This window comes from Nocardia sp. NPDC049220 (assembly GCF_040647855.1).
Lineage (GTDB): Bacteria > Actinomycetota > Actinomycetes > Mycobacteriales > Mycobacteriaceae > Nocardia.
Genome location: NZ_JBEZDA010000001.1, coordinates 415367 through 433537, shown reverse-complemented (window position 1 = coordinate 433537; position 18171 = coordinate 415367). Strand labels below are relative to the sequence as shown.

The window sequence follows — 18171 nt, the reverse complement described above, 5'->3', positions numbered from 1 at the left end:
GAAGAATTGAGGGGGCTCAGGGTTGGGTCGAGTAGCTGTGGACCGAAGGTCAGCGGGAGGTCGCGTTGTGTGAATGCGGACCGAAAGTCAGCGGAAGGTCGCGTTGCGCGGGTGCGCGCGGTGATCGCGACGACGACCGGGCTGGATGCGGGGAGGCCCAGATCCGGCCAGCCCGGCCCGGAACAGTCCGTAGGTGATCCGCCGGTGCGCCGAGGCCGCCAACTCTTTCCGTAACGCACCGTCGCGCAGCACGGCGTCCGGTCCGAGCAGAGCCTCGACGACGGCCAGCGCACCGGCGGTGTCGCCATGGTTCAGACGTTCACGAACGTCGACGAGGCAGTCCGGATGACGATGGGCTCGATCGATAGCCCGCAGGCACGGCAACGCGACGCCGGTCAGGGCGACCAGCAGTTCCTCCCGCCGAATCTCGGCCGGGTCGTGATCGAGCGCTGCCAGCACACCATCGACCAGCCCGATCCGGTGCCGCTCTCCCCGACACCACACCAGACGCGGCCCGTCGGCCCGGTCCGCGCCCTGGGACGAATCGGCCGGCGACCATTCCGGTACCAGTGCCGAGGCGACCAGCGGATGCAGCTGGTCTGCCGATACCGCACCGGCGCGGATCAGGCGCAGGTCGGGCAACACCCAGGTCGCCGCGTCGGGCAGGATCGGCAGCGCGGACAACCCACCACGCGGGTACCCCTTCGTAATCCGCAGCGTCGGCGGATCGTCGCCATCCGAACCCAGATCCACGACCACCTCCTGGCGTGCCCCAAACCGCACCCGCACGGGACCGGTCCGACGCCCGTCGGCACGCAGCATGATCCCTACTTCGGCTGCCCATCGGTCTACGGCGCACCCCTCGGGAACCATTTCCAGCAGCGCGGGATCGAGGTGGGCGTCGGCGACGAAAACAACAGCTCCAGACCGCATTCGAAGTTCTTCGACAGCGCGCGCATCCCAGAGGTGACGGTGCAGATCGAGGCGGAAACGCCGATTGGGACGGGGATGCGGATGCAGGCCGGTGCAGCGGGATCCATCCCACAGCGCGAGGCTGATTCGCTGACCGGCATCCGCCCACGCCGGCGCAGTACGAACCACAAGCTGCGCGGAAGTTGCTCTGTCACTACGGTTTCGGGAATCCCGCGGGCCGTACCGAGCCAATGCGATGGTCAGACCTGGCCGCAGCAGCCCGTCGGGAGCGACCCTCGGCAGATGCCAACGCAACAGATCCGGGGCAAAATGCCGCAGGTCGGCCCGGACCCGAGCTGCGATCTCCCAGCCGTGACTACGTGCCAGCGACCGCACATCGACATCGACATCGACACCTGCCGTGGCACACGCCCCCGCCCAGTCTCCGACGCGACGTCGGGCAGTCGCGGTCTCGATCATGGCGGGTGGCACGGCGAACTCACGCACGCGCTGCCAGAAGGAAAGGTAAGAATCGTCCTCGTTCGTGATCGGAGTGCGCATCAGCACTCACCTTGCACGAACGGGACCCCCAATCTTTGATCAGAATGAGTCGTCATGGGGTGGATCATATCGCCTCGCTCCGATTCCGACCATCCGTGCATTCAGGGAACCTCGGCGGGCTGGCCGCACCGATCAGGAATCGAGAAGCACCGGCCACCGATCAGCAATTAGCGTCACTGCCATGAACAGCACCGCCAACCAGAGCGCTATCGACTCCGTCATCCTCGAGGTGCCCGATCCCGCGGCCGCCGCGGTCTTCTACGACACCGCGTTCGGTCTCGGCGACCGGCTGCGCGTACGCGCCGCGCAGGAGCCGACCACCGGGTTCCGTGGTTTCATCCTGTCGCTGGTGGTCGCTCAGCCGAGCACCGTCGACAGCCTCCTCGGTACTGCCGTCGAAGCTGGCGCGACGACGCTGAAGCAGGCAAAAAAGAGTTTTTGGGGCTACGGCGGCGTCGTCCAGGCCCCGGACGGGGCAATCTGGAAAGTCGCGACGTCGTCGAAGAAGGACACCGGCCCGGCCACCCGCGAGGTCGACGATTTCGTGCTGCTGCTCGGCGTCGACAACGTCAAGGCAACCAAGCAGTTCTACCTCGACCGCGGCCTGAGCGTGGCCAAGAGTTTCGGCAGCAAGTACGTCGAGTTCGACGCCCCGTCATCGTCGGTCAAGCTGGCGCTCTATGGGCGCCGTGCCGCCGCCAAGGACGCCGGCGTCTCCCCGGAGGGCACTGGATCGCATCGGATCGTCATCGGCGGCGATATCGGGCCATTCGCCGACCCGGACAGGTTTACCTGGCAGGTCGCCACTGCCTGAACCGGTCGATACTCGATATCGACGAGATACCCGGCGTAGAACTCGACATCTGGGAGCGGCTCGGCGCAGCATGGGCGGCGCCGAGCGCGGTGGCGCATTCCATGAACACGAGCGAGTCGCTCACGATGCACCGACCGCTGCCGAGCAGGTCACCGAGATCCGTACCCGCTCGATGAACTCGGCAACCGGGTAGCCGGACGAGCACCCACCGGCTTGTCGTGATTCCATTCGAAGCGATTCTGTCCGTATGACATTCGAGGTGCACGTGACTCAACCGTCCGACCGACCGACCCCTGCCGAGCCGCCGCAGCCGGACCGGAACAGAACCAAAGCTCTGGTCCTCGTCGGGCTCAGTGTGGCGCTCGGAGTGATCGCGGTGATTCTTGTAGTGGTGGGCCTGATCATCGGCGACGAATCAGCCACTGCCGCTGAGCTATCGACGACCAGCACGGCAGCACCGACGCCGTCGGCCGCCACGAATCCGTCGCTGGCGGCACCAGGCGCCCCGTTCAAGCCATCCGATTCGCAATGCGCGCCCGCGGCGGCATCCGTCGTCGATTCCGTGCAGCAGGGACTCACGCACGCCGATTGGCAACTGACCAACGGCACAGTGATCAGCGTCAGCAGCACAACATATTTCGGAGCTCAGATCGTCGACCAGAACGGCGTCGTGAAAGAGCCCTCGAGCGTTTGGATCATCCGCAATGGCCAGGTGTATGCGTCGACCGGAGGCGCACGAACCAACACGACGTTCCCGAAAGTTTCAGCCGCACCGGTGAATATCTCGCTGAGTGATGAACTCGTGCAGGCTGTGGACAACTGCGTGGTGAACGCGACGCTAGACCGCTGACGTCCGGCTCCAGACAGTCGAGATCGCCCCGGCCGTCCGGTCGGGGCGATCTCCACTCGTTCTCAATGGCGCTCCGGCACCGACAACTTCTGTGACGGACACGTCAAAATTGCCTGATATCACCATCTTCCGGGCCGAAACGGTGTGAAATTTCACTGATCAAGAGTGCCGGGGATGGCCGATGTCATCAGTCAGGAGTGCCCGTATGCCACGTGAGATAGATCCGGCTGCCTTCCCGCATCTGGCGGCGGACCTGAACCGCGTCCGTGACGTTCTCGGCCTCGTGCAGTTGGCGGGCAGGCCTGAGCTGACCGTACTCACAGACGAAGGTCCCGACAGCCCGCGACGCCTGGTCCGTCCGACTTTGACGTTGTTGTCGTACTACCTGCTCACCGATCCGGCCGTTCCGGCCGATGACCGGGTGGTGCGCGCAGCTGCTGCGGTGGAGTTGCTGCACCTGGGTTCGCTGTACCACGACGACGTCATCGATCATGCCAACGAGCGACGAGGCCGTCCCAGTGCCAACGCCGTCTGGGGTGCGCCGATGGTGGTATTGGGTGGCGACGCCGCGCTATTCGCGAGCGCGCGCATGCTGACCGAACTCGGCCAGCGAGAGGGTCTCGCGGGAACGACAGCGGGTGAGCAGATGTGCGCGGGCATGGTGATCGAGACCACCGACCGGTATGTGTCCTCCCGCAGTGAGCAGTCCTACCTGGACGCGATCGACGGCAAAACAGCGGCTCTGCTGTCGCTGGCATGCCGGGTGGGCGCGATGCAAGCCGGGCGCGACGATCAGGAAGAAGAGGCGCTGGCCCTGTTCGGCCGACACTTCGGGATGGCTTACCAACTGCGCGATGACATTCTCGACCTGACCTCGACCGCCGAAGAAATGGGCAAACCGGTCAACGCGGATCTGCCCGAGGGCATCTACACACTTCCCGTGATCCGCGCGGCGGCCCGTGACCGAAGCCTGGCCCGCCTGCTGGGTAGAGCGATCACAGGTGCGGAGGCCACCCACATCCGGAAGAGCGTCATCGCCTCCGGCGCCGTGCACGAAGCACAAGAGGTGGCCGACGAATTCATGGACCAGGCCGAGGCTCAGCTCGCCGCGCTGGCCGCTGACCCGCACGCCCGCGACGTGATGACCACCTATGCTCGGTCCGTACTCGATCGGCGAACTCCGCTGCCGGCGGTCTCCCGGTCCTCGACGCAGGCGTCCCAGGCCAACCGTGCGGAACTCCCGCACGAGATCACTCGATGGCTGCGGAACTGGCTGGTGGACACCGGCCTAGTCGTCTCCCCCGCCGAGTTGGACCACCGCCGATGGGCAGGATCGTTCCAGCTCTTGACAGTCATGTTCTCATCCGTGACCGCAGCGGATGTGGCCCATGAACAGACCGCCGCCGCGCTCGGCATGTTGTGCTTCCTATGGGATGACCTGTTCGAGGATCCGCAGCTGACCGACCCCGAAGCCATTACCGCGCTGCGGCGTGGCATGGTGGCGACACTGCGTCAGGATCCGGAGCAACCATGGCGTTGCGGCGCTCTTTCGACGGCCTGGGCGAGTTTGTGGCCCCGCCTGCAGCAGGGCCGCAGCGCCCGCTGGCAGGAGAAGTTCCTCGACGACATCGAGGCGTGGTTCGAAGCCGCCGAACGCGAAACACACCATCGCCTCGATGGTTACATCCCCACCACGGCCGACTACCTGCCACTACGGAAGTCGACCAGCGGATTCGAGACCGCCATCGCCATACTGGAGTTACACCACGACCGGGAACTGCCACCGGCAGTGCGCAACCACCACGTGATCCGCCGTCTCGAAGAACTTGCTTTCACTGTGGCCTTCGTCAAGAACGACCTGGTGGGAATCGATCAGGACGAGGCAGATCAGGTTCCTTACAACCTGGTCAGAGCCATCCGTCACGAGACAGGTTGCACCCGGGACGAAGCCATCGAGCAGGTGCAGCGCCAACTGACCGCGCAACGCGCCGAACTCGATGCGGTGATCCGCTACGTCCCCAAACTGTTCCGGATCCTTCCCGGCCTCTCCGGCCTCGGGAAGAAGTACGAGTCGATCTACGAAAGCCTGACGAACATGGCGCGACGGGTGCCCGACAGCGATCGGCACACACAAACCTCCAGTTCCCAAGCGCCAGAGCCGGACTTCGAACGCCTGCGCCGTGAGGTCTACTACCATCCCGCCGCCGATCCGGCGCCTACCGCGCCGTAAGCCCCGCACCCGGCGAAGCCAGGCGTCCCGCGCGATCCGCACCGATGGTCGCGCGGGACGTTCTGGCCTGGGTCACGCACACCAATCGGTCAGCCCCTCGGCGTCGCCCACACCCCGTCTCGACCACACTCCGCCGATACGGCATACCCACCCGAGACTCCGATCTGCCGGCCGATCCGGGTCAGCACTCGCCGGGTGAGTTCGGGGTCCGCGGCGGTATCTCTGTCGGTGTAGTCGCCGAGTGCGTATATCTCCGCGAAACCCGCTGGACCCCATTGGTCTCGAGACAACGTGCTCCGACCTGCCACGGCGACAACTGGGACGGGATGGGCACGGCGGGCCAGGACCGTGGGCAGTTTGCCGTTGGCGGTCTGCTCATCGATACTCCCCTCCCCAGTGACCACCAGGTCGTATCCGCGCAGGTGCCGATCGAACTCGAACAGGTCGAGAAAGAACTCGGCGCCCGACACGATCTTGCCGCCGAGCAGTAGTGCCGCGAAGCCGATGCCGCCTGCGCTGCCCGCTCCGGCTGCCGCCGCGACCGCCATCGCGTCCGGATAGCCGCTGCGGGCGAACGCTTGGACGAGGTTGTTCAGACCAGCGTCGAGAAACCGCACCTCGGCTTCGGTGGCTCCCTTTTGCGGCCCGTACACCGCCGCCGCACCGTTCGGTCCGAGCAAGGGATTGGTGACGTCACTGGCGACCACGATCTCGATCCCGGCCAGCTTCGTCGCCCGGGATGCGTCGACGGTGCGGACTCGGCCCAGACTCCGCCCGCATGCTCGCAGTTGTCTACCCGTCGCGTCGGCGAAGGTGAAGCCGAGCGCTGCGAGCAGTCCCATCCCGCCGTCGGTGCTGGCGCTGCCGCCGAGGGCGAGGACGAGCCGGTGCGGCCGATATCGCAACGCCTGCGCGATGGCCTGCCCCATGCCGAGACTGCTCGCGTCGAGCGGCAGCGGGCGGCCGTTCGGCAGCGTGTCGAGGCCGCAGGTGTTGGCGACCTCGACCACGGCGGTGCCGTCGCCGACGGCGATTCTTCCGTATCTCGGGGTCCCCGCCGCCCCGGCCACCGTGACCGAATGCGGAGCGAGCCCTGCTGCTACCGCGGCATCCACACTGCCGTCGCCGCCGTCGGCCAGCGGCATCCGGTAACTGTCGATCCCCGCAGTCGCCAGGCCCTCCGCCAGCCGTTCGGCCACTTCGGCCGCGGAAAGGCTTCCTTTGAACTTGTCGGGGGCGACCAGAACCCTCACGCGGTTGACTTCCTTATCAACGAGTCGGCTCGACAGTGGTGATCGAATATCAGTCCGCGTGGGCCACCGAGCCGAGTAGGTCCCGGACGCGGTTGGCGACCGTGATGAATTCCGGCTGCTCCATTGTCGAGGCGTAATCCCGGTGCGCGGGCAGGTCGACGTCGAGCAATTCGATGATCCTGCCCGGCCTCGGGCTCATCACTACCACCCGGTTGGCGAGGTATACGGCCTCGGCGACCGAATGGGTGACCAGCAGCACCGTCGTGCCGGTCTCCCGCCAGACCCGATGCAACTCGACATTCATCCGTTCCCTGGTGAGCGCGTCGAGTGCGCCGAACGGCTCGTCCATCAGAAGCACTTCCGGTTCGTGCAGCAGGGCCCGGCACAACGAAACCCGCTGCTGCATGCCGCCGGAGAGTTCGTGCGGAAGCGCGTTCTCGAATCCGCTGAGCCCGGTCATCTCGATGAGTCGTGCGCATTCGGCCGCGGCGGCTCGTTTGTCCATGCCACGCATCTCGGCTTGCAGCAGGATGTTCTTGCGAACGGTCCGCCACTCCAGCAACGCGGCACGCTGGAATACATAGCCGATATTGCGCTGCGGTCCACGCACGGGGGCGCCGCCGAGTTCGACGCTGCCCCCGCTCGGGTCGGTGAGGCCGGCGACTACTTTCAGCAACGTCGACTTGCCGCAGCCGGACGGACCGACAATCGAGACGAATTCGCCTCTGCGCACGTGCAATCCGACGTCTTGCAGCGCGGTGACCTCACCCCGTTTGGACGAGAACCGCACGGACAAGTTGTCCACCGCGACCGCGGTATCGGTGCGGGTAATGGTGTTGGTTGGTGTGCTCATATCGTCAGTTGCTCCGGTCACGGCTGGCTGGTCGGCGTGAACTTCGAGTCCCAGTACTTGGCCGGGTCCTCCGCTTTGTCGAGGAGCCCCGTGCTGCTGAGGACATCGATGGTGGCGCGCCAGTTCGCCGCGGAGTTGGTTCCCGGTGCCTTACCCGCGGTCTCCGGCGTGCTGAGCAGGGGGATGGTCTGCTGCCACTGCTGGAGCAACACCTGCTGCGGCGGCAGTTGCGGATCCTTACCTTCCATCGCGGCGACCGCTGCCTCCGGCTTCGCGACCGCGGCGGCGAACGCCTCACTCGTCGCGTCCAGCATGGCCTGAACCAACTTGGGCGAGGATTCGATGGTGGCCTGGTTGGCGATCAGCCCATTGCTGAAGAAGTTCAGGCCCTGGTCCGAATACCGCAGGTAGCGGACTTCCTTGCCGCTCTTGTTCGCGATAGTGGGGCCTTGATCGTGCGCGAAGCCGATCAGCCCGTCGACCCGGCCCGAGAGCATCGCCGACATCTTGCCCGCCGAGTCGAGGCTCTGCTGGGTCACCTGATCCGCCGGAACGCCCGCCTTCTCGAGATAGACGGGGAAGGTCGTGGTCGGTGCGTCACCCGCGGAGACGGCAATCGTCTTGCCCACGAGATCGGCGGGTGTCCGGATATCCGAATCGGCGAATACCTGCACTGCCGAGGGCGTGGTCTGGAGGAAGACACCGACGCTCTTGATTTTGACGCCCTTGTCGATATTGCTCAGGACGGCCGGCGCGTCGGCCCAGCCGAAGTCGGTCTGCTTCGAGCCGGTGGCCTGCGCGGTCTTGGTCGAGCCCTGCCCGGCCGAGATCTTCAGGTCGATGCCGTGCTTGGCGAAAATGCCCTCTTGCACCCCGTAATAGAACGGCGCGTGCTCGCCGTACGGGTACCAGTTGAGCATCAGCGACACCTGAGTGGCTTTCCCGTCGGTACCCGGGTCCTTCGCGCTGTTGCCGCCGCCCCCGCAGCCGGTCAATACCAGGACCGAGGCCACCGTGGCAGCGCCGATCGTCGTTAATGTGCGCGTTCCGAATTTCATGCGTTTTCTCCAGCTGTGGCGTGAATATGGTGCGGTCGACATGCTCATGCCGCGCCGACGACCGAGGTCGTGGATCGGCGGGAGGCGTGCCATGGAATGAGGAACTGTTCGGCGATTTCGATGATCGCGAACAGAATGATGCCCAGCAGGGACATGATGATCAGGGCAGCGAACAGCATCGCCGTGTCGATATTTCCGTTGGCCTGCAGAATCACATAGCCGAGCCCTTCATTGGCGCCGACGAATTCTCCGACGACAGCGCCGGTGACCGCGAGGGTGGCGGCGATCTTGAGGCCGGACATCAACTGTGGCAGCGACGCGGGAAACCGAACCTTCACGAACGTCTTCCAATTGCTCGCGCCCATGGTGGAGGTGAGTTCGAGGATCTCGGGATCCACCGAGCGCAGCCCGGCCATACCGGAGATGACGATCGGGAAGAAGGCCATCAGCACAGCGACGAGGATCTTGGGGCTGGTGCCGAAACCGAGCCACACGATGAACAGCGGTGCGATCGCGATTTTCGGGATGACCTGCGCGAAGAGGATGAGGGGGTACATCGTTCGTTCGACACCGCGGGAGTAGATCATCACCAGTGCGACAACTTCGCCGATCAGCGCGGCGATGATGAAACCGACCACCGTCTCGTAGGTGGTGACCCACGTGTTCTGCAGCAGATATGTCGAGTTGTCGGCAGCGGTTCGCCAGGTATCCGCCGGCGACGGCAAGATGTACGGCTCGACGAGCTCGAACTTCGTGACGGCCCACCATGCGACGACGAGCACCACCACCAGTGCGAGCGGGCGCCATATGGTCGACCACAGGGTGGATAGGGATGGGAGCTTCCGGCGCCGGACGCGAACGGGCTGGTTCGCTTTCCGTGCGGAGGAACTGGCCTCGACGGACGTGACTACCGCCATCTGGAGTCCTAAAGCTAGTAGTGGAGCGGGGTTCGAACTGCACCCGCTGGGAATGCGCTTTCCGAAGCTGGGACCGAGGCTAGTGTGACCGGGTCCACAGTGTCAAGGGTTCAGAATTGTCGCTGGTCAGGGGCAGCGTATCGCGCTGCTGTCGCGCAGGATCACCCGCCCCGGCACCAGTTCGTGGGCGTGCGATGCCGTGGCGGAGTCGTCGAGCGCGAGCCGGACGGCACGCTCGCCGATATCGACCAGCGACAGCGCTACCGTCGAAAGACTCGGCACGTGGTCACGCAGCGTCGGGATATCGTCGAATCCGGCGACGCAGACGTCGTCGGGGACCGAAAGGCCGAGTTCACGCCAGGCCGCGATCGCCCCGATCGCCATGACATCCGTCACAGCGAATACGCAGGGTGGGCTGCTTTCGGCGCGTCCAGGACGCAGATCCAAAGCGGCGGCAAGCCGGCGCGCGGCACTGAAACCACCGTCCCGGGAGAAGTCCCCCGCGATCTCTACCAGCGGTGTCACGCCTCGCGACGCGAGAGCTTCGACGAAGCCGTTGCGCCGGTCGACGGCGGTCCTGATAGTGCCCGGCCCGCCGATGACAGCGAAATCGCGGTGGCCCTGCCCGACTAGGGCATGTGCCAATTGCGCTGATGCCGCATGGTTTTCGAGCTCTACGGCGGCGCCGAAGGACAGCGGCTGTCCGATCACGACTACCTTGCCGTTGTTGTCCAGATACCGCGCACACTCCTTCTCGAGGTCGCGGTCGAGACCCCCGCTCTGGCGTGAGCCCGCCAGGATGATCGCGTCGGCGCGGTGGGAGATGAAGGTGCTCACCGATTCGCGCTCGATATCGAAATCGCGTTGCGTACTGGCCAGCAGTACGAGTTTGCCCGCCTGGTGCGCCGCCGTCTGGACGCCGTGGGCGATCGAGGAGAAGTAGGGGTCGGCGATATCGTGCACGATGAGGCCGATGAGCCCGGTCGAAGCCCGCGCCAGGGCCTGGGCCTGGGCATTTGCCACATAACCCAATTCGGCGGCGGCGGCGCGAACTCGGTCGGCGACGCCCTCGCCCGGGATCCGCGACGATCCGTTGAGCACGCGTGACGCGGTCGCCTGGGAGACACCCGCCCGGATCGCGACGTCTTGCAATCTCACAGCCGCCATAACTTCGTGCCTCGTTCTTTCGGTACGCGTGGGGTTGACCGGACACCGGGACTAGCATAGCTTGGAAAGCGCATTCCGACGCTGTCTTGTCCACTCGCCGTGTGGGGGTCCATCCACACCGTCAACGACCCATTCTGCGGTCGTCAGCCACGCAAATCAGAAGAGGCACATACCAATGCCCGATTCCACACCCCTGCGCACGCTCCGTATCGCCATGAACGGCGTCACCGGTCGCATGGGCTACCGCCAGCACCTGATGCGATCAATCCTGCCGATCCGCGACGCCGGTGGGCTGCTGCTCCAGGACGGCACCCGCGTCCAGGTGGAGCCGATCCTGGTGGGCCGCGATGCCGCCAAGCTCGCCGAACTGGCCGAACAACACGGCATCGCCGAATGGAGTACCGATGCCGCCGCCGTCATCGCCGACCCGTCGGTCGACATCTACTTCGATGCGCAGGTCACCTCACGTCGCGCCGAGGCACTCGCCGCTGCGATGAAGGCGGGTAAGCACGTCTTCACCGAGAAGCCGACCGCCGAGACGCTGGCGGAGGCCGTCGAACTCGCCAGGGTGGCCGCGAACTCCGGCGTCACCGCGGGCGTCGTGCACGACAAGCTCTACCTGCCCGGCTTGGTGAAGTTGCGCAGGCTCATCGACGAAGGCTTCTTCGGCCGGATCCTTTCGCTGCGTGGTGAATTCGGTTACTGGGTATTCGAGGGCGACAGCCAGCCCGCTCAGCGTCCCAGCTGGAACTATCGCGCCGAGGACGGCGGCGGCATCGTGGTCGACATGTTCTGCCACTGGAACTACGTGCTCGAGGGGCTGCTCGGCAAGGTCGAGACGGTCACCGCGAAGGCAACGACTCATATCCCGACCCGATGGGACGAACAAGGCGAGCCATACCCGGCAACCGCCGACGACGCCGCCTACGGGATCTTCGAGATGGAGAACGGGGTCGTCGCGCAAATCAACTCGTCGTGGGCGGTGCGCGTGTACCGCGATGAACTCGTCGAATTCCAGATCGACGGCACGCACGGCTCCGCCGTCGCCGGATTGCGCAAATGCGTCGCGCAGCATCGCTCGCACACGCCCAAGCCGGTCTGGAATCCGGATCTCCCGGTCACCGAGCCGTTTCGCGATCAATGGCTGGAAGTCCCCGCGAACGCGGATTTGGACAACGGTTTCAAGTTGCAGTGGGAGGAGTTCCTCACCGACGTGGTGAACGAACGGCCGCACCGTTATGGGCTACTCTCCGCCGCACGCGGTGTTCAGCTGGCCGAACTGGGACTGCGCAGCTCCGCGGAGGGCCGTCGGATCGAGATTCCGGAGATCACGCTGTGACCGCGGCCACCGGCGTGTCGGTCATGCTGCCCGTCGATGGCAGACTCGAACCGTACGTTCTCGGTAACCCCGGCGTCTGGACGCGGCCGACACGGCCGATCGCCTCCCGAGTGGCATTCGCTGCCGCACATATCATTCCGCGAGTGTCTGCGGACAACACACCGGGCGCTGCCGCCGCCATCGACTGGGAAGCGACCCTGGCCTACCGACACGAATTGTGGTCCTACGGGCTCGGTGTCGCCGATGCCATGGACACCGCACAGCGCGGAATGGGCCTCGATTGGCCGGCGACAGCGGAATTGATCCGGCGATCCGGCGCCGAGGCGGCATCGGTCGGTGGCAAGCTCGCCTGCGGTGCCGGAACCGATCAGCTCGACCTCGCCGGACTCCCCTCCGGACCGGCCGGACTCGCCAGAATCGTCGATGCGTATCGCGAGCAGATCGACGTGGTGACCGGCGCTGGCGCACAGGTGATTCTGATGGCGTCGCGCGCACTCGTTCAGGTCGCGCAGTCGGCCGCCGACTATGTGAATGTCTACGAGAAGTTGCTCGCCGGTGTCGATCGACCGGTGATCCTGCACTGGCTCGGCACCATGTTCGACCCTGCGCTGCACGGATATTGGGGCAGTGCCGACATCGAGACCGCCACCGAGACGTTCCGTGCGCTCATCGAGAACAACAGATCGAAGATCGACGGGGTCAAGGTCTCCCTGCTCGACGCCGCCCACGAGGTCACGCTGCGCCGCGCACTACCCGACGGGGTACGGCTGTATACGGGCGACGATTTCAACTATCCCGAGTTGATCATCGGTGATGCGCAAGGTCATTCGGATGCGCTACTGGGCATCTTCGCGGCGATCTATCCCGCCGCGTCGACGGCGCTACAAGAACTCGACAACGGGAACATCGCGCGCGCGTCGGAAATCCTCAGTTCCACGCAGGAACTCGGACGGCATATCTTCGCGGCACCGACGTACTACTACAAAACGGGTATCGCTTTCCTGTCCTGGCTCAACGGCAAACAACCCGGCTTCTCGATGGTCGCGGGCCTGTCCACGGGCCGTTCCGTGCCGCATATGGCCGAACTGTTCCAGCTCGCGGACAAGGCCGGGCTGCTCTCCGATCCGGAACTGGCCGCACACCGCATGCGGGTCTACCTCGAACTGAACGGATTGAGTTCATGACTTCGGTCGCGGCGCAGCAGACACCATTCGATCTCGCCGATCCGTACCGGTCGCTGTCGCTGAACACGGCAACGACCAAAAGATGGACGCTCGCCGAGGCGGTAGATGGCGCTGCCCGCGCCGGGCTCGGCGCGGTTGGCCTGTGGCGCGATCGGGTCGACGAGGTCGGTGCCGCCACCGCGGCGAAGATTGTCGCCGATGCCGGGTTGCGCGTCTCCAGTCTGTGCCGTGGCGGATTCTTGACCGAGCCGGGCGACGGACAGGCGGCATTCGACGACAACCGCCGTGCTATCGATGACGCGGCCACACTGAACACGCGAGAACTGGTGATGGTGGTGGGCGGTATGCCGGACCGAAACCTCGCCGCCACGCGGGCACGGGTGCACGAGCGGCTCGCACTTCTGGTCCCGTATGCGGCCGAGCGTGGTGTCCGCCTTGCGCTCGAGCCGCTGCACCCGATGTTCTGTGCCGACCGTGCGGTGATTTCCACACTGGCACAGGCGTTGTCGATGGCGCAGCCGCATCCGGCGGAGACCGTGGGTGTCGTGGTCGACACCTTCCATCTCTGGTGGGATCCGACCCTGGAAGAACAGATCGCGCAGGCCGGTGCGTCCGGTCGGATCAGCTCGTACCAGGTATGTGACTGGTTGAACCCGATGACCGCCGATCCACTGCTTTCCCGGGGCATGATGGGCGACGGCGTCGTCGACTTCGCGACCATCGGCGAGTGGGTTCGCGACGCCGGTTATCGCGGTGATGTCGAAGTCGAAATCTTCAATGCGGCAATATGGTCCAGCGACGGCCATGAGGTGATCGAGACGATGAAGCAGCGCTACCGCGATCTGGTTCTCCCGTCCCTCGTGGACTGAGCGGGACGCGTGTCTACCCGGCCGAGGATCGTCCTCGGCCGGGACCGACCGGGCATCCCTGCTTGCCGCCTTAGATCGACCAGAGGCCAGGCAAAGCGATAGGGCGACTCTGTCGGGGCGCGCACCCTGATAAATCTGCCGGTCGACGGCACTTCGAGCCGGTCGCGCACGAGTCCGACAGGCCTGCTGGCGTACCCCCATCCGGTCAGCGGTCGCTTTGGCGCATGTCGTGCTCCAGCGGGAACAGATGAGCGAATCCACCGATACTCGGCGGGCAGTCCTTCGGGTGCGCGCACCGGGCAATGGACCATGGCGGCGACAGTACCTGCGGTGAAAGCGATCTCGTATTGACAGTGGCAAGGTCAGCGGTGTGGCCCCCGACCAGCGGGCAGAGGATCGCACGCTCTCAATACCAGTGATTGGCTTGCCAGAATTTCCACGCGCCGTCCGGGCCGCCGTAACGCCTGTTCATATAGTCGTAGGTCCAGCGGATCTGTGTCACCGGATTGAATCGCCAGTCGACGCCGTGGGTGGCCATCTTTTCCGGCGGTAGTGCCTGGCCCAGTCCGTACGCGCCGCTATCCGGGTTGGTGGCGAATACGTTCCAGCTGCTTTCGTGCGTGATGACTTTGTCGAACGAGTCGAATTGATGGAGCGGGACGATGGTCAGGGCGATGCCCCGAAGGGCAAGCGGTATTATCGCTATCGAACCCACCGTCCGTTCGAGCGGCACGCGGGTGGACACCGTGTCGACTGTCGGCGGGCCGCCGTAGATTTCCGGTGTGGCCACGGCCATCGGGGCGACAACACAGAGTGACGCCACCGAGGCGGACAAGAGAACGGGGAATGTCAGTTTTCGGAGGACTCTGCATATACCGGAGCGAGTTCGATTCGGCATCGGTTGTTCGTCCTTTCGCATTCGACAACACCTGTTTTCGAACGCCGCAGAACGAAAGTAGCCGAACAATTGCAAATAGTGTCGGAGGCGCTGCCGAGAAACGGCAGATCCGCCACATCGACTAACGGTGAGTTCACAGACCAAGGCACCGGATCTGGAGCGACTACACGGATGATGACCAGGTGGCCACGGCGCGTGGCCACTACATCGAGGCAACGCCAGATCATCTGGACGTCGACGGCAGTCGCGTCGCCGTGCTTGTGGTCGATGGCAAGCCGGTGCTAACCGAGCTGGTGGACATGGCACTGAGCGGCGTGACGATCATTTCACCACGCCGTTCAGCCGTGCGAACTGATCACGCGGCAGAAGTATGGCCCGGATCATGGTCGACGATTCGGGGCTCGACACGGCCGTTACCGGGCGACGCGATGATAGGCGGCCCGCCATGACATTGGCACTACCCCCAACAGCAGGTAATCGGCTTCGATTACCAACCGCCACCTGAAAACCGCACGCAGTCCCCGGCAATGCCAAGGAACCGGGGAGGAAACGGAGGCCAGCACCTACATCTGGGGTGGTCATACACGCATGGCGCAGTAACAGAACCCACGCCGGCCGATGCACGGACCCGGCCGAAACGAAACATGAGACCGAAACGTGGGGTTTTGTGAGGCTTGGCCATAACGAAACAGGTCAGGACTGGTGTAATACCGGTCCTGACCTTGACATTTCCAGTGGAGCTAAGGGGACTCGAACCCCTGACCCCCACACTGCCAGTGTGGTGCGCTACCAGCTGCGCCATAGCCCCTGGTTGGTTGCGCTCCGAGCTTCCCCGTGCGCCTGAATGAAGTTACACCACCGGTGTATCGGCCACCAAATCGCCTCGATTCGGGGGTGATGGCCCCACGCCAAACGGTAGCTGCGGAAGATGCGGCCCGATCGCCAGTCGACCTGCCCAGATCTTCGCGCAAAACATCCCCCGCGTCCGTGCCGCGCACGGCTTTGTTGCCCGCCCGAGTCGCTCTCGGGGTTTGCAACCCTGCGTCGGCCATGCGAACGATCATCCGCGGCGCGCCGAGCGGAACAGGTGACGTTCGGGTCTACCGTCGATACCGTGCGGATCGCCGACGGTCCGGTCAGCACTGCCAGCGGGTTCTCGATCCGGGCATGGTCGCGCACCTCAGAGGCTGTCACAGTCGGGGGCGCCTTCTCGTCTACCTGATGAAGAAGAACACAAGTCGAGGTCACCGACAGGCGATCTCTCCGTCACCGGGTGAGTCATGTCGGGCCGGCGCTGCCGTTGCGACTGTGCTGGAACTTCCCCGATCCGTACACACGTCGATATCTCCGATCACAGAGAGGATTGGTATGCGCGCCATCACCGTGAGCGATCGCGCCGCCGGTGTCGACGGCGTTTCCCTATCGGACAAGCCGTACCCGCATGCCGCCGAGAACGACGTCATCGTGCGGGTCCACGCGGCGGGGTTCACCCGCGGGGAGCTGGACTGGCCGGGCACGTGGACCGACCGGGTCGGGCGTGACCGCACGCCCAGCGTGCTCGGGCACGAACTGTCCGGTGTCGTCGTGGACCTGGGATACGGAACCACTGGTTTGAGCGTCGGCCAGCGGGTGTTCGGATTGAGCGACTGGACCCGCGACGGCTCGTTGGCCGAGTACACCGCGATCGAGGTCCGCAATCTCGCACCGCTTCCGGCCGATATCGACTACACCACAGCGGCCGCCCTGCCGATCTCGGGGCTGACCGCCTGGCAGGCGCTGTTCGTGCACGCCGACCTCGCGCCGGGGCAGACCGTCTTGATCCACGGCGCCGCGGGGAGTGTCGGGTCGCTGGCGGTGCAGCTCGCGCGCGAAGTGGGTGCTCGGGTGATCGGTACCGGTCGAGCCCGCGATCGGGACATCGCGCTCGGCCTGGGCGTGGGGGTGTTCCTGGACCTGCAATCCGACCAGCTCGAGGCGGCAGGTCAGGTCGATGTCGTACTCGACGGGATCGGCGGGGAGGTCTTCGACCGTTCGATCGCGCTGGTACGTCCCGGTGGCACGCTGGTCACCATCGCCGCCCCACCGTCGACGCAGCCTGAGGACGGGCGGGCAGTCTTCTTCGTCGTCGAGACCGATCGCGCTCAGCTGACCGAACTCGCGCAACGGACCCGAGACGGGCGGATCCGCCCCCTGGTCGGGGCGGTGCGGTCACTGGCCGACGCGCCCGTGGCGTTCGCGTCCGGCAGCCGTGGCCCAGGCAAGACGATCATCCAAGTCGCCGAGGACTGACGAAAGCACTGGTTGATCGAAACCGAATACCGAGTACGCCGAAATGGGGTACCGACCGGGATCGTCCGCGATGATGCGGCGAAGGTGGTGCCGGCTCCAGCGCAGCAGCCGGCACCAGCCGATCAGTGGGTGAGCGTGACCACCCAGTCCTGGTTGTCGACGTCTACTTTCGTCGTGCCGTCGAAGACCGCGGGTGTGGCCGCGGAACCGCCGAGGGCAGTGCCCAGGGCATCGGTTTGCGCCTTGGCGAGGGTACGTGCGACGTCGAATTTGGCGCCGGTGGAGATGCACCGCAGCACCGAATCCGGCGCCCCGGCGTCCCTGGCTATCCCGGCCAGATCGTCGTTGTTCAGGTCGGTGCCGCCCTCACTCGGACGCTTGACGGTGAACAACTTGGTATGGAACGTGGAGTAGATCGGACCGGAACCCGCTTCGGCGACACATCGATTCGCCGCGACCGCCCGGGTGGAGTAATCCTTGCTGCCGGAACGGGCGTCGAGGAAGTTCACGAGTCGGTAGCGCACGGCGAGGGTGCCCTCATCGATCTTCTGGGCGATCTCCTGGCCATAGATGTGCTCGAGGTTGCCACAGCCGGGGCAAAGCGGGTCTTCGAAGATATCGATGGTCTTCTTCGCATCCGGACGAGCGAGCAGAATCGAGCCGTCCTGCTCCAGAACCGTGTGCACCCCTGGGTCGCGCACCGGACCGTAACCGTCGTTGCGGACGGTCGTGTCCTCCCGACCCCAGCGGACCGCCGCGATGACGATCAACACGATCACCGCGAGAGCGACCCCGCCGAGCGCGTAGGTGGTCATGCTGGACATCGGTCGCGGAGTGTATTTCGAACGCGATTCGCTCACACCCGACACTTTGCCCCAACCTGCCGCCCCCGCCACCTTCGGGCCCGGAGTCGGCCGCTCAGCAGCGGTTACCCACCTACCCGATCGCATCGCGCAGCTGCCGCGGCCGCGCCGGCT

Annotated in this window: 16 protein-coding genes and 1 tRNA gene; 8 read left to right on the top strand and 9 right to left on the bottom strand. The window is 65.2% G+C overall.

Annotated features, from left to right (window positions below):
- Positions 1-87: 87 nt before the first annotated feature.
- The gene (locus AB0C34_RS01885) at positions 88-1473 is read right to left on the bottom strand and encodes a hypothetical protein (protein WP_357066476.1); all 1386 of its coding nucleotides are present in this window, start codon (positions 1471-1473) and stop codon (positions 88-90) included.
- A 181-nt stretch (positions 1474-1654) separates the two neighbouring features.
- Between AB0C34_RS01885 and AB0C34_RS01880 the strand changes: the two genes are divergently transcribed.
- The 3 genes from AB0C34_RS01880 to AB0C34_RS01870 all read left to right on the top strand — a co-directional run bounded on the left by AB0C34_RS01880 (position 1655) and on the right by AB0C34_RS01870 (position 5367).
- Positions 1655-2287 (top strand): glyoxalase, encoded by a 633-nt coding sequence (locus AB0C34_RS01880; RefSeq protein ID WP_357066474.1) that lies wholly within the window; start codon positions 1655-1657, stop codon positions 2285-2287.
- Between the two features lie 247 nt (positions 2288-2534).
- On the top strand, positions 2535-3137 hold the full coding sequence (locus tag AB0C34_RS01875) for a DUF2510 domain-containing protein (protein ID WP_357066472.1): 603 nt from the start codon (positions 2535-2537) through the stop codon (positions 3135-3137).
- 205 nt (positions 3138-3342) lie between these two features.
- Complete coding sequence (locus AB0C34_RS01870; protein WP_357066470.1) at positions 3343-5367, top strand: polyprenyl synthetase family protein; 2025 nt, start codon at positions 3343-3345, stop codon at positions 5365-5367.
- A gap of 89 nt (positions 5368-5456) precedes the next feature.
- Here AB0C34_RS01870 and AB0C34_RS01865 read toward each other — a convergent pair whose 3' ends face one another.
- The 5 genes from AB0C34_RS01865 to AB0C34_RS01845 all read right to left on the bottom strand — a co-directional run bounded on the left by AB0C34_RS01865 (position 5457) and on the right by AB0C34_RS01845 (position 10615).
- Positions 5457-6620, bottom strand: a complete 1164-nt coding sequence (locus tag AB0C34_RS01865) for a glycerate kinase (protein WP_357066468.1) — start codon at positions 6618-6620, stop codon at positions 5457-5459.
- Positions 6621-6669: 49 nt separating this feature from the next.
- Positions 6670-7473, bottom strand: a complete 804-nt coding sequence (locus tag AB0C34_RS01860) for an ABC transporter ATP-binding protein (RefSeq protein ID WP_357066466.1) — start codon at positions 7471-7473, stop codon at positions 6670-6672.
- Positions 7474-7490: 17 nt separating this feature from the next.
- On the bottom strand, positions 7491-8531 hold the full coding sequence (locus AB0C34_RS01855) for an ABC transporter substrate-binding protein (RefSeq protein WP_357066465.1): 1041 nt from the start codon (positions 8529-8531) through the stop codon (positions 7491-7493).
- Between the two features lie 44 nt (positions 8532-8575).
- Positions 8576-9448: an ABC transporter permease gene (locus tag AB0C34_RS01850; RefSeq protein WP_357066463.1), complete on the bottom strand. Its 873-nt coding sequence runs from the start codon at positions 9446-9448 to the stop codon at positions 8576-8578.
- A 126-nt stretch (positions 9449-9574) separates the two neighbouring features.
- Entirely contained in the window at positions 9575-10615 is a 1041-nt protein-coding gene (locus AB0C34_RS01845) for a LacI family DNA-binding transcriptional regulator (protein ID WP_357066461.1), read from the bottom strand.
- 175 nt (positions 10616-10790) lie between these two features.
- On the opposite strand from AB0C34_RS01845, the gene AB0C34_RS01840 reads away from it, so the two are divergent.
- Genes AB0C34_RS01840 through AB0C34_RS01830 form a run of 3 tightly spaced genes read left to right on the top strand, consistent with a single transcriptional unit; the run spans position 10791 to position 14007 of the window.
- Positions 10791-11954 (top strand): Gfo/Idh/MocA family oxidoreductase, encoded by a 1164-nt coding sequence (locus AB0C34_RS01840; protein WP_357066459.1) that lies wholly within the window; start codon positions 10791-10793, stop codon positions 11952-11954.
- A gap of 23 nt (positions 11955-11977) precedes the next feature.
- Positions 11978-13138, top strand: a complete 1161-nt coding sequence (locus AB0C34_RS01835; protein WP_357068395.1) for a dihydrodipicolinate synthase family protein — start codon at positions 11978-11980, stop codon at positions 13136-13138.
- Entirely contained in the window at positions 13135-14007 is an 873-nt protein-coding gene (locus tag AB0C34_RS01830) for a sugar phosphate isomerase/epimerase family protein (protein ID WP_357066457.1), read from the top strand. Before AB0C34_RS01835 ends, AB0C34_RS01830 begins: the two co-directional genes overlap by 4 nt.
- Before the next feature lie 406 nt (positions 14008-14413).
- Here AB0C34_RS01830 and AB0C34_RS01825 read toward each other — a convergent pair whose 3' ends face one another.
- Positions 14414-14803, bottom strand: coding sequence for a transglycosylase SLT domain-containing protein (locus tag AB0C34_RS01825; protein ID WP_357066455.1), 390 nt, complete (start codon positions 14801-14803; stop codon positions 14414-14416).
- 284 nt (positions 14804-15087) lie between these two features.
- On the opposite strand from AB0C34_RS01825, the gene AB0C34_RS01820 reads away from it, so the two are divergent.
- A complete protein-coding gene (locus AB0C34_RS01820) occupies positions 15088-15354 on the top strand; it encodes a hypothetical protein (RefSeq protein ID WP_357066453.1) in 267 nt (88 codons plus the stop codon).
- 286 nt (positions 15355-15640) lie between these two features.
- On the opposite strand, the gene AB0C34_RS01815 is transcribed toward AB0C34_RS01820, so the two are convergent.
- Positions 15641-15713: transfer RNA gene (locus tag AB0C34_RS01815), tRNA-Ala, on the bottom strand.
- 560 nt (positions 15714-16273) lie between these two features.
- Between AB0C34_RS01815 and AB0C34_RS01810 the strand changes: the two genes are divergently transcribed.
- Positions 16274-17194: an NADP-dependent oxidoreductase gene (locus AB0C34_RS01810; RefSeq protein ID WP_357066451.1), complete on the top strand. Its 921-nt coding sequence runs from the start codon at positions 16274-16276 to the stop codon at positions 17192-17194.
- 122 nt (positions 17195-17316) lie between these two features.
- Here AB0C34_RS01810 and AB0C34_RS01805 read toward each other — a convergent pair whose 3' ends face one another.
- Positions 17317-18018 carry a thioredoxin domain-containing protein gene (locus tag AB0C34_RS01805; RefSeq protein ID WP_357066449.1) on the bottom strand — a complete coding sequence of 234 codons (702 nt, stop codon included), beginning with the start codon at positions 18016-18018 and terminating at the stop codon, positions 17317-17319.
- Positions 18019-18171: the final 153 nt, after the last annotated feature.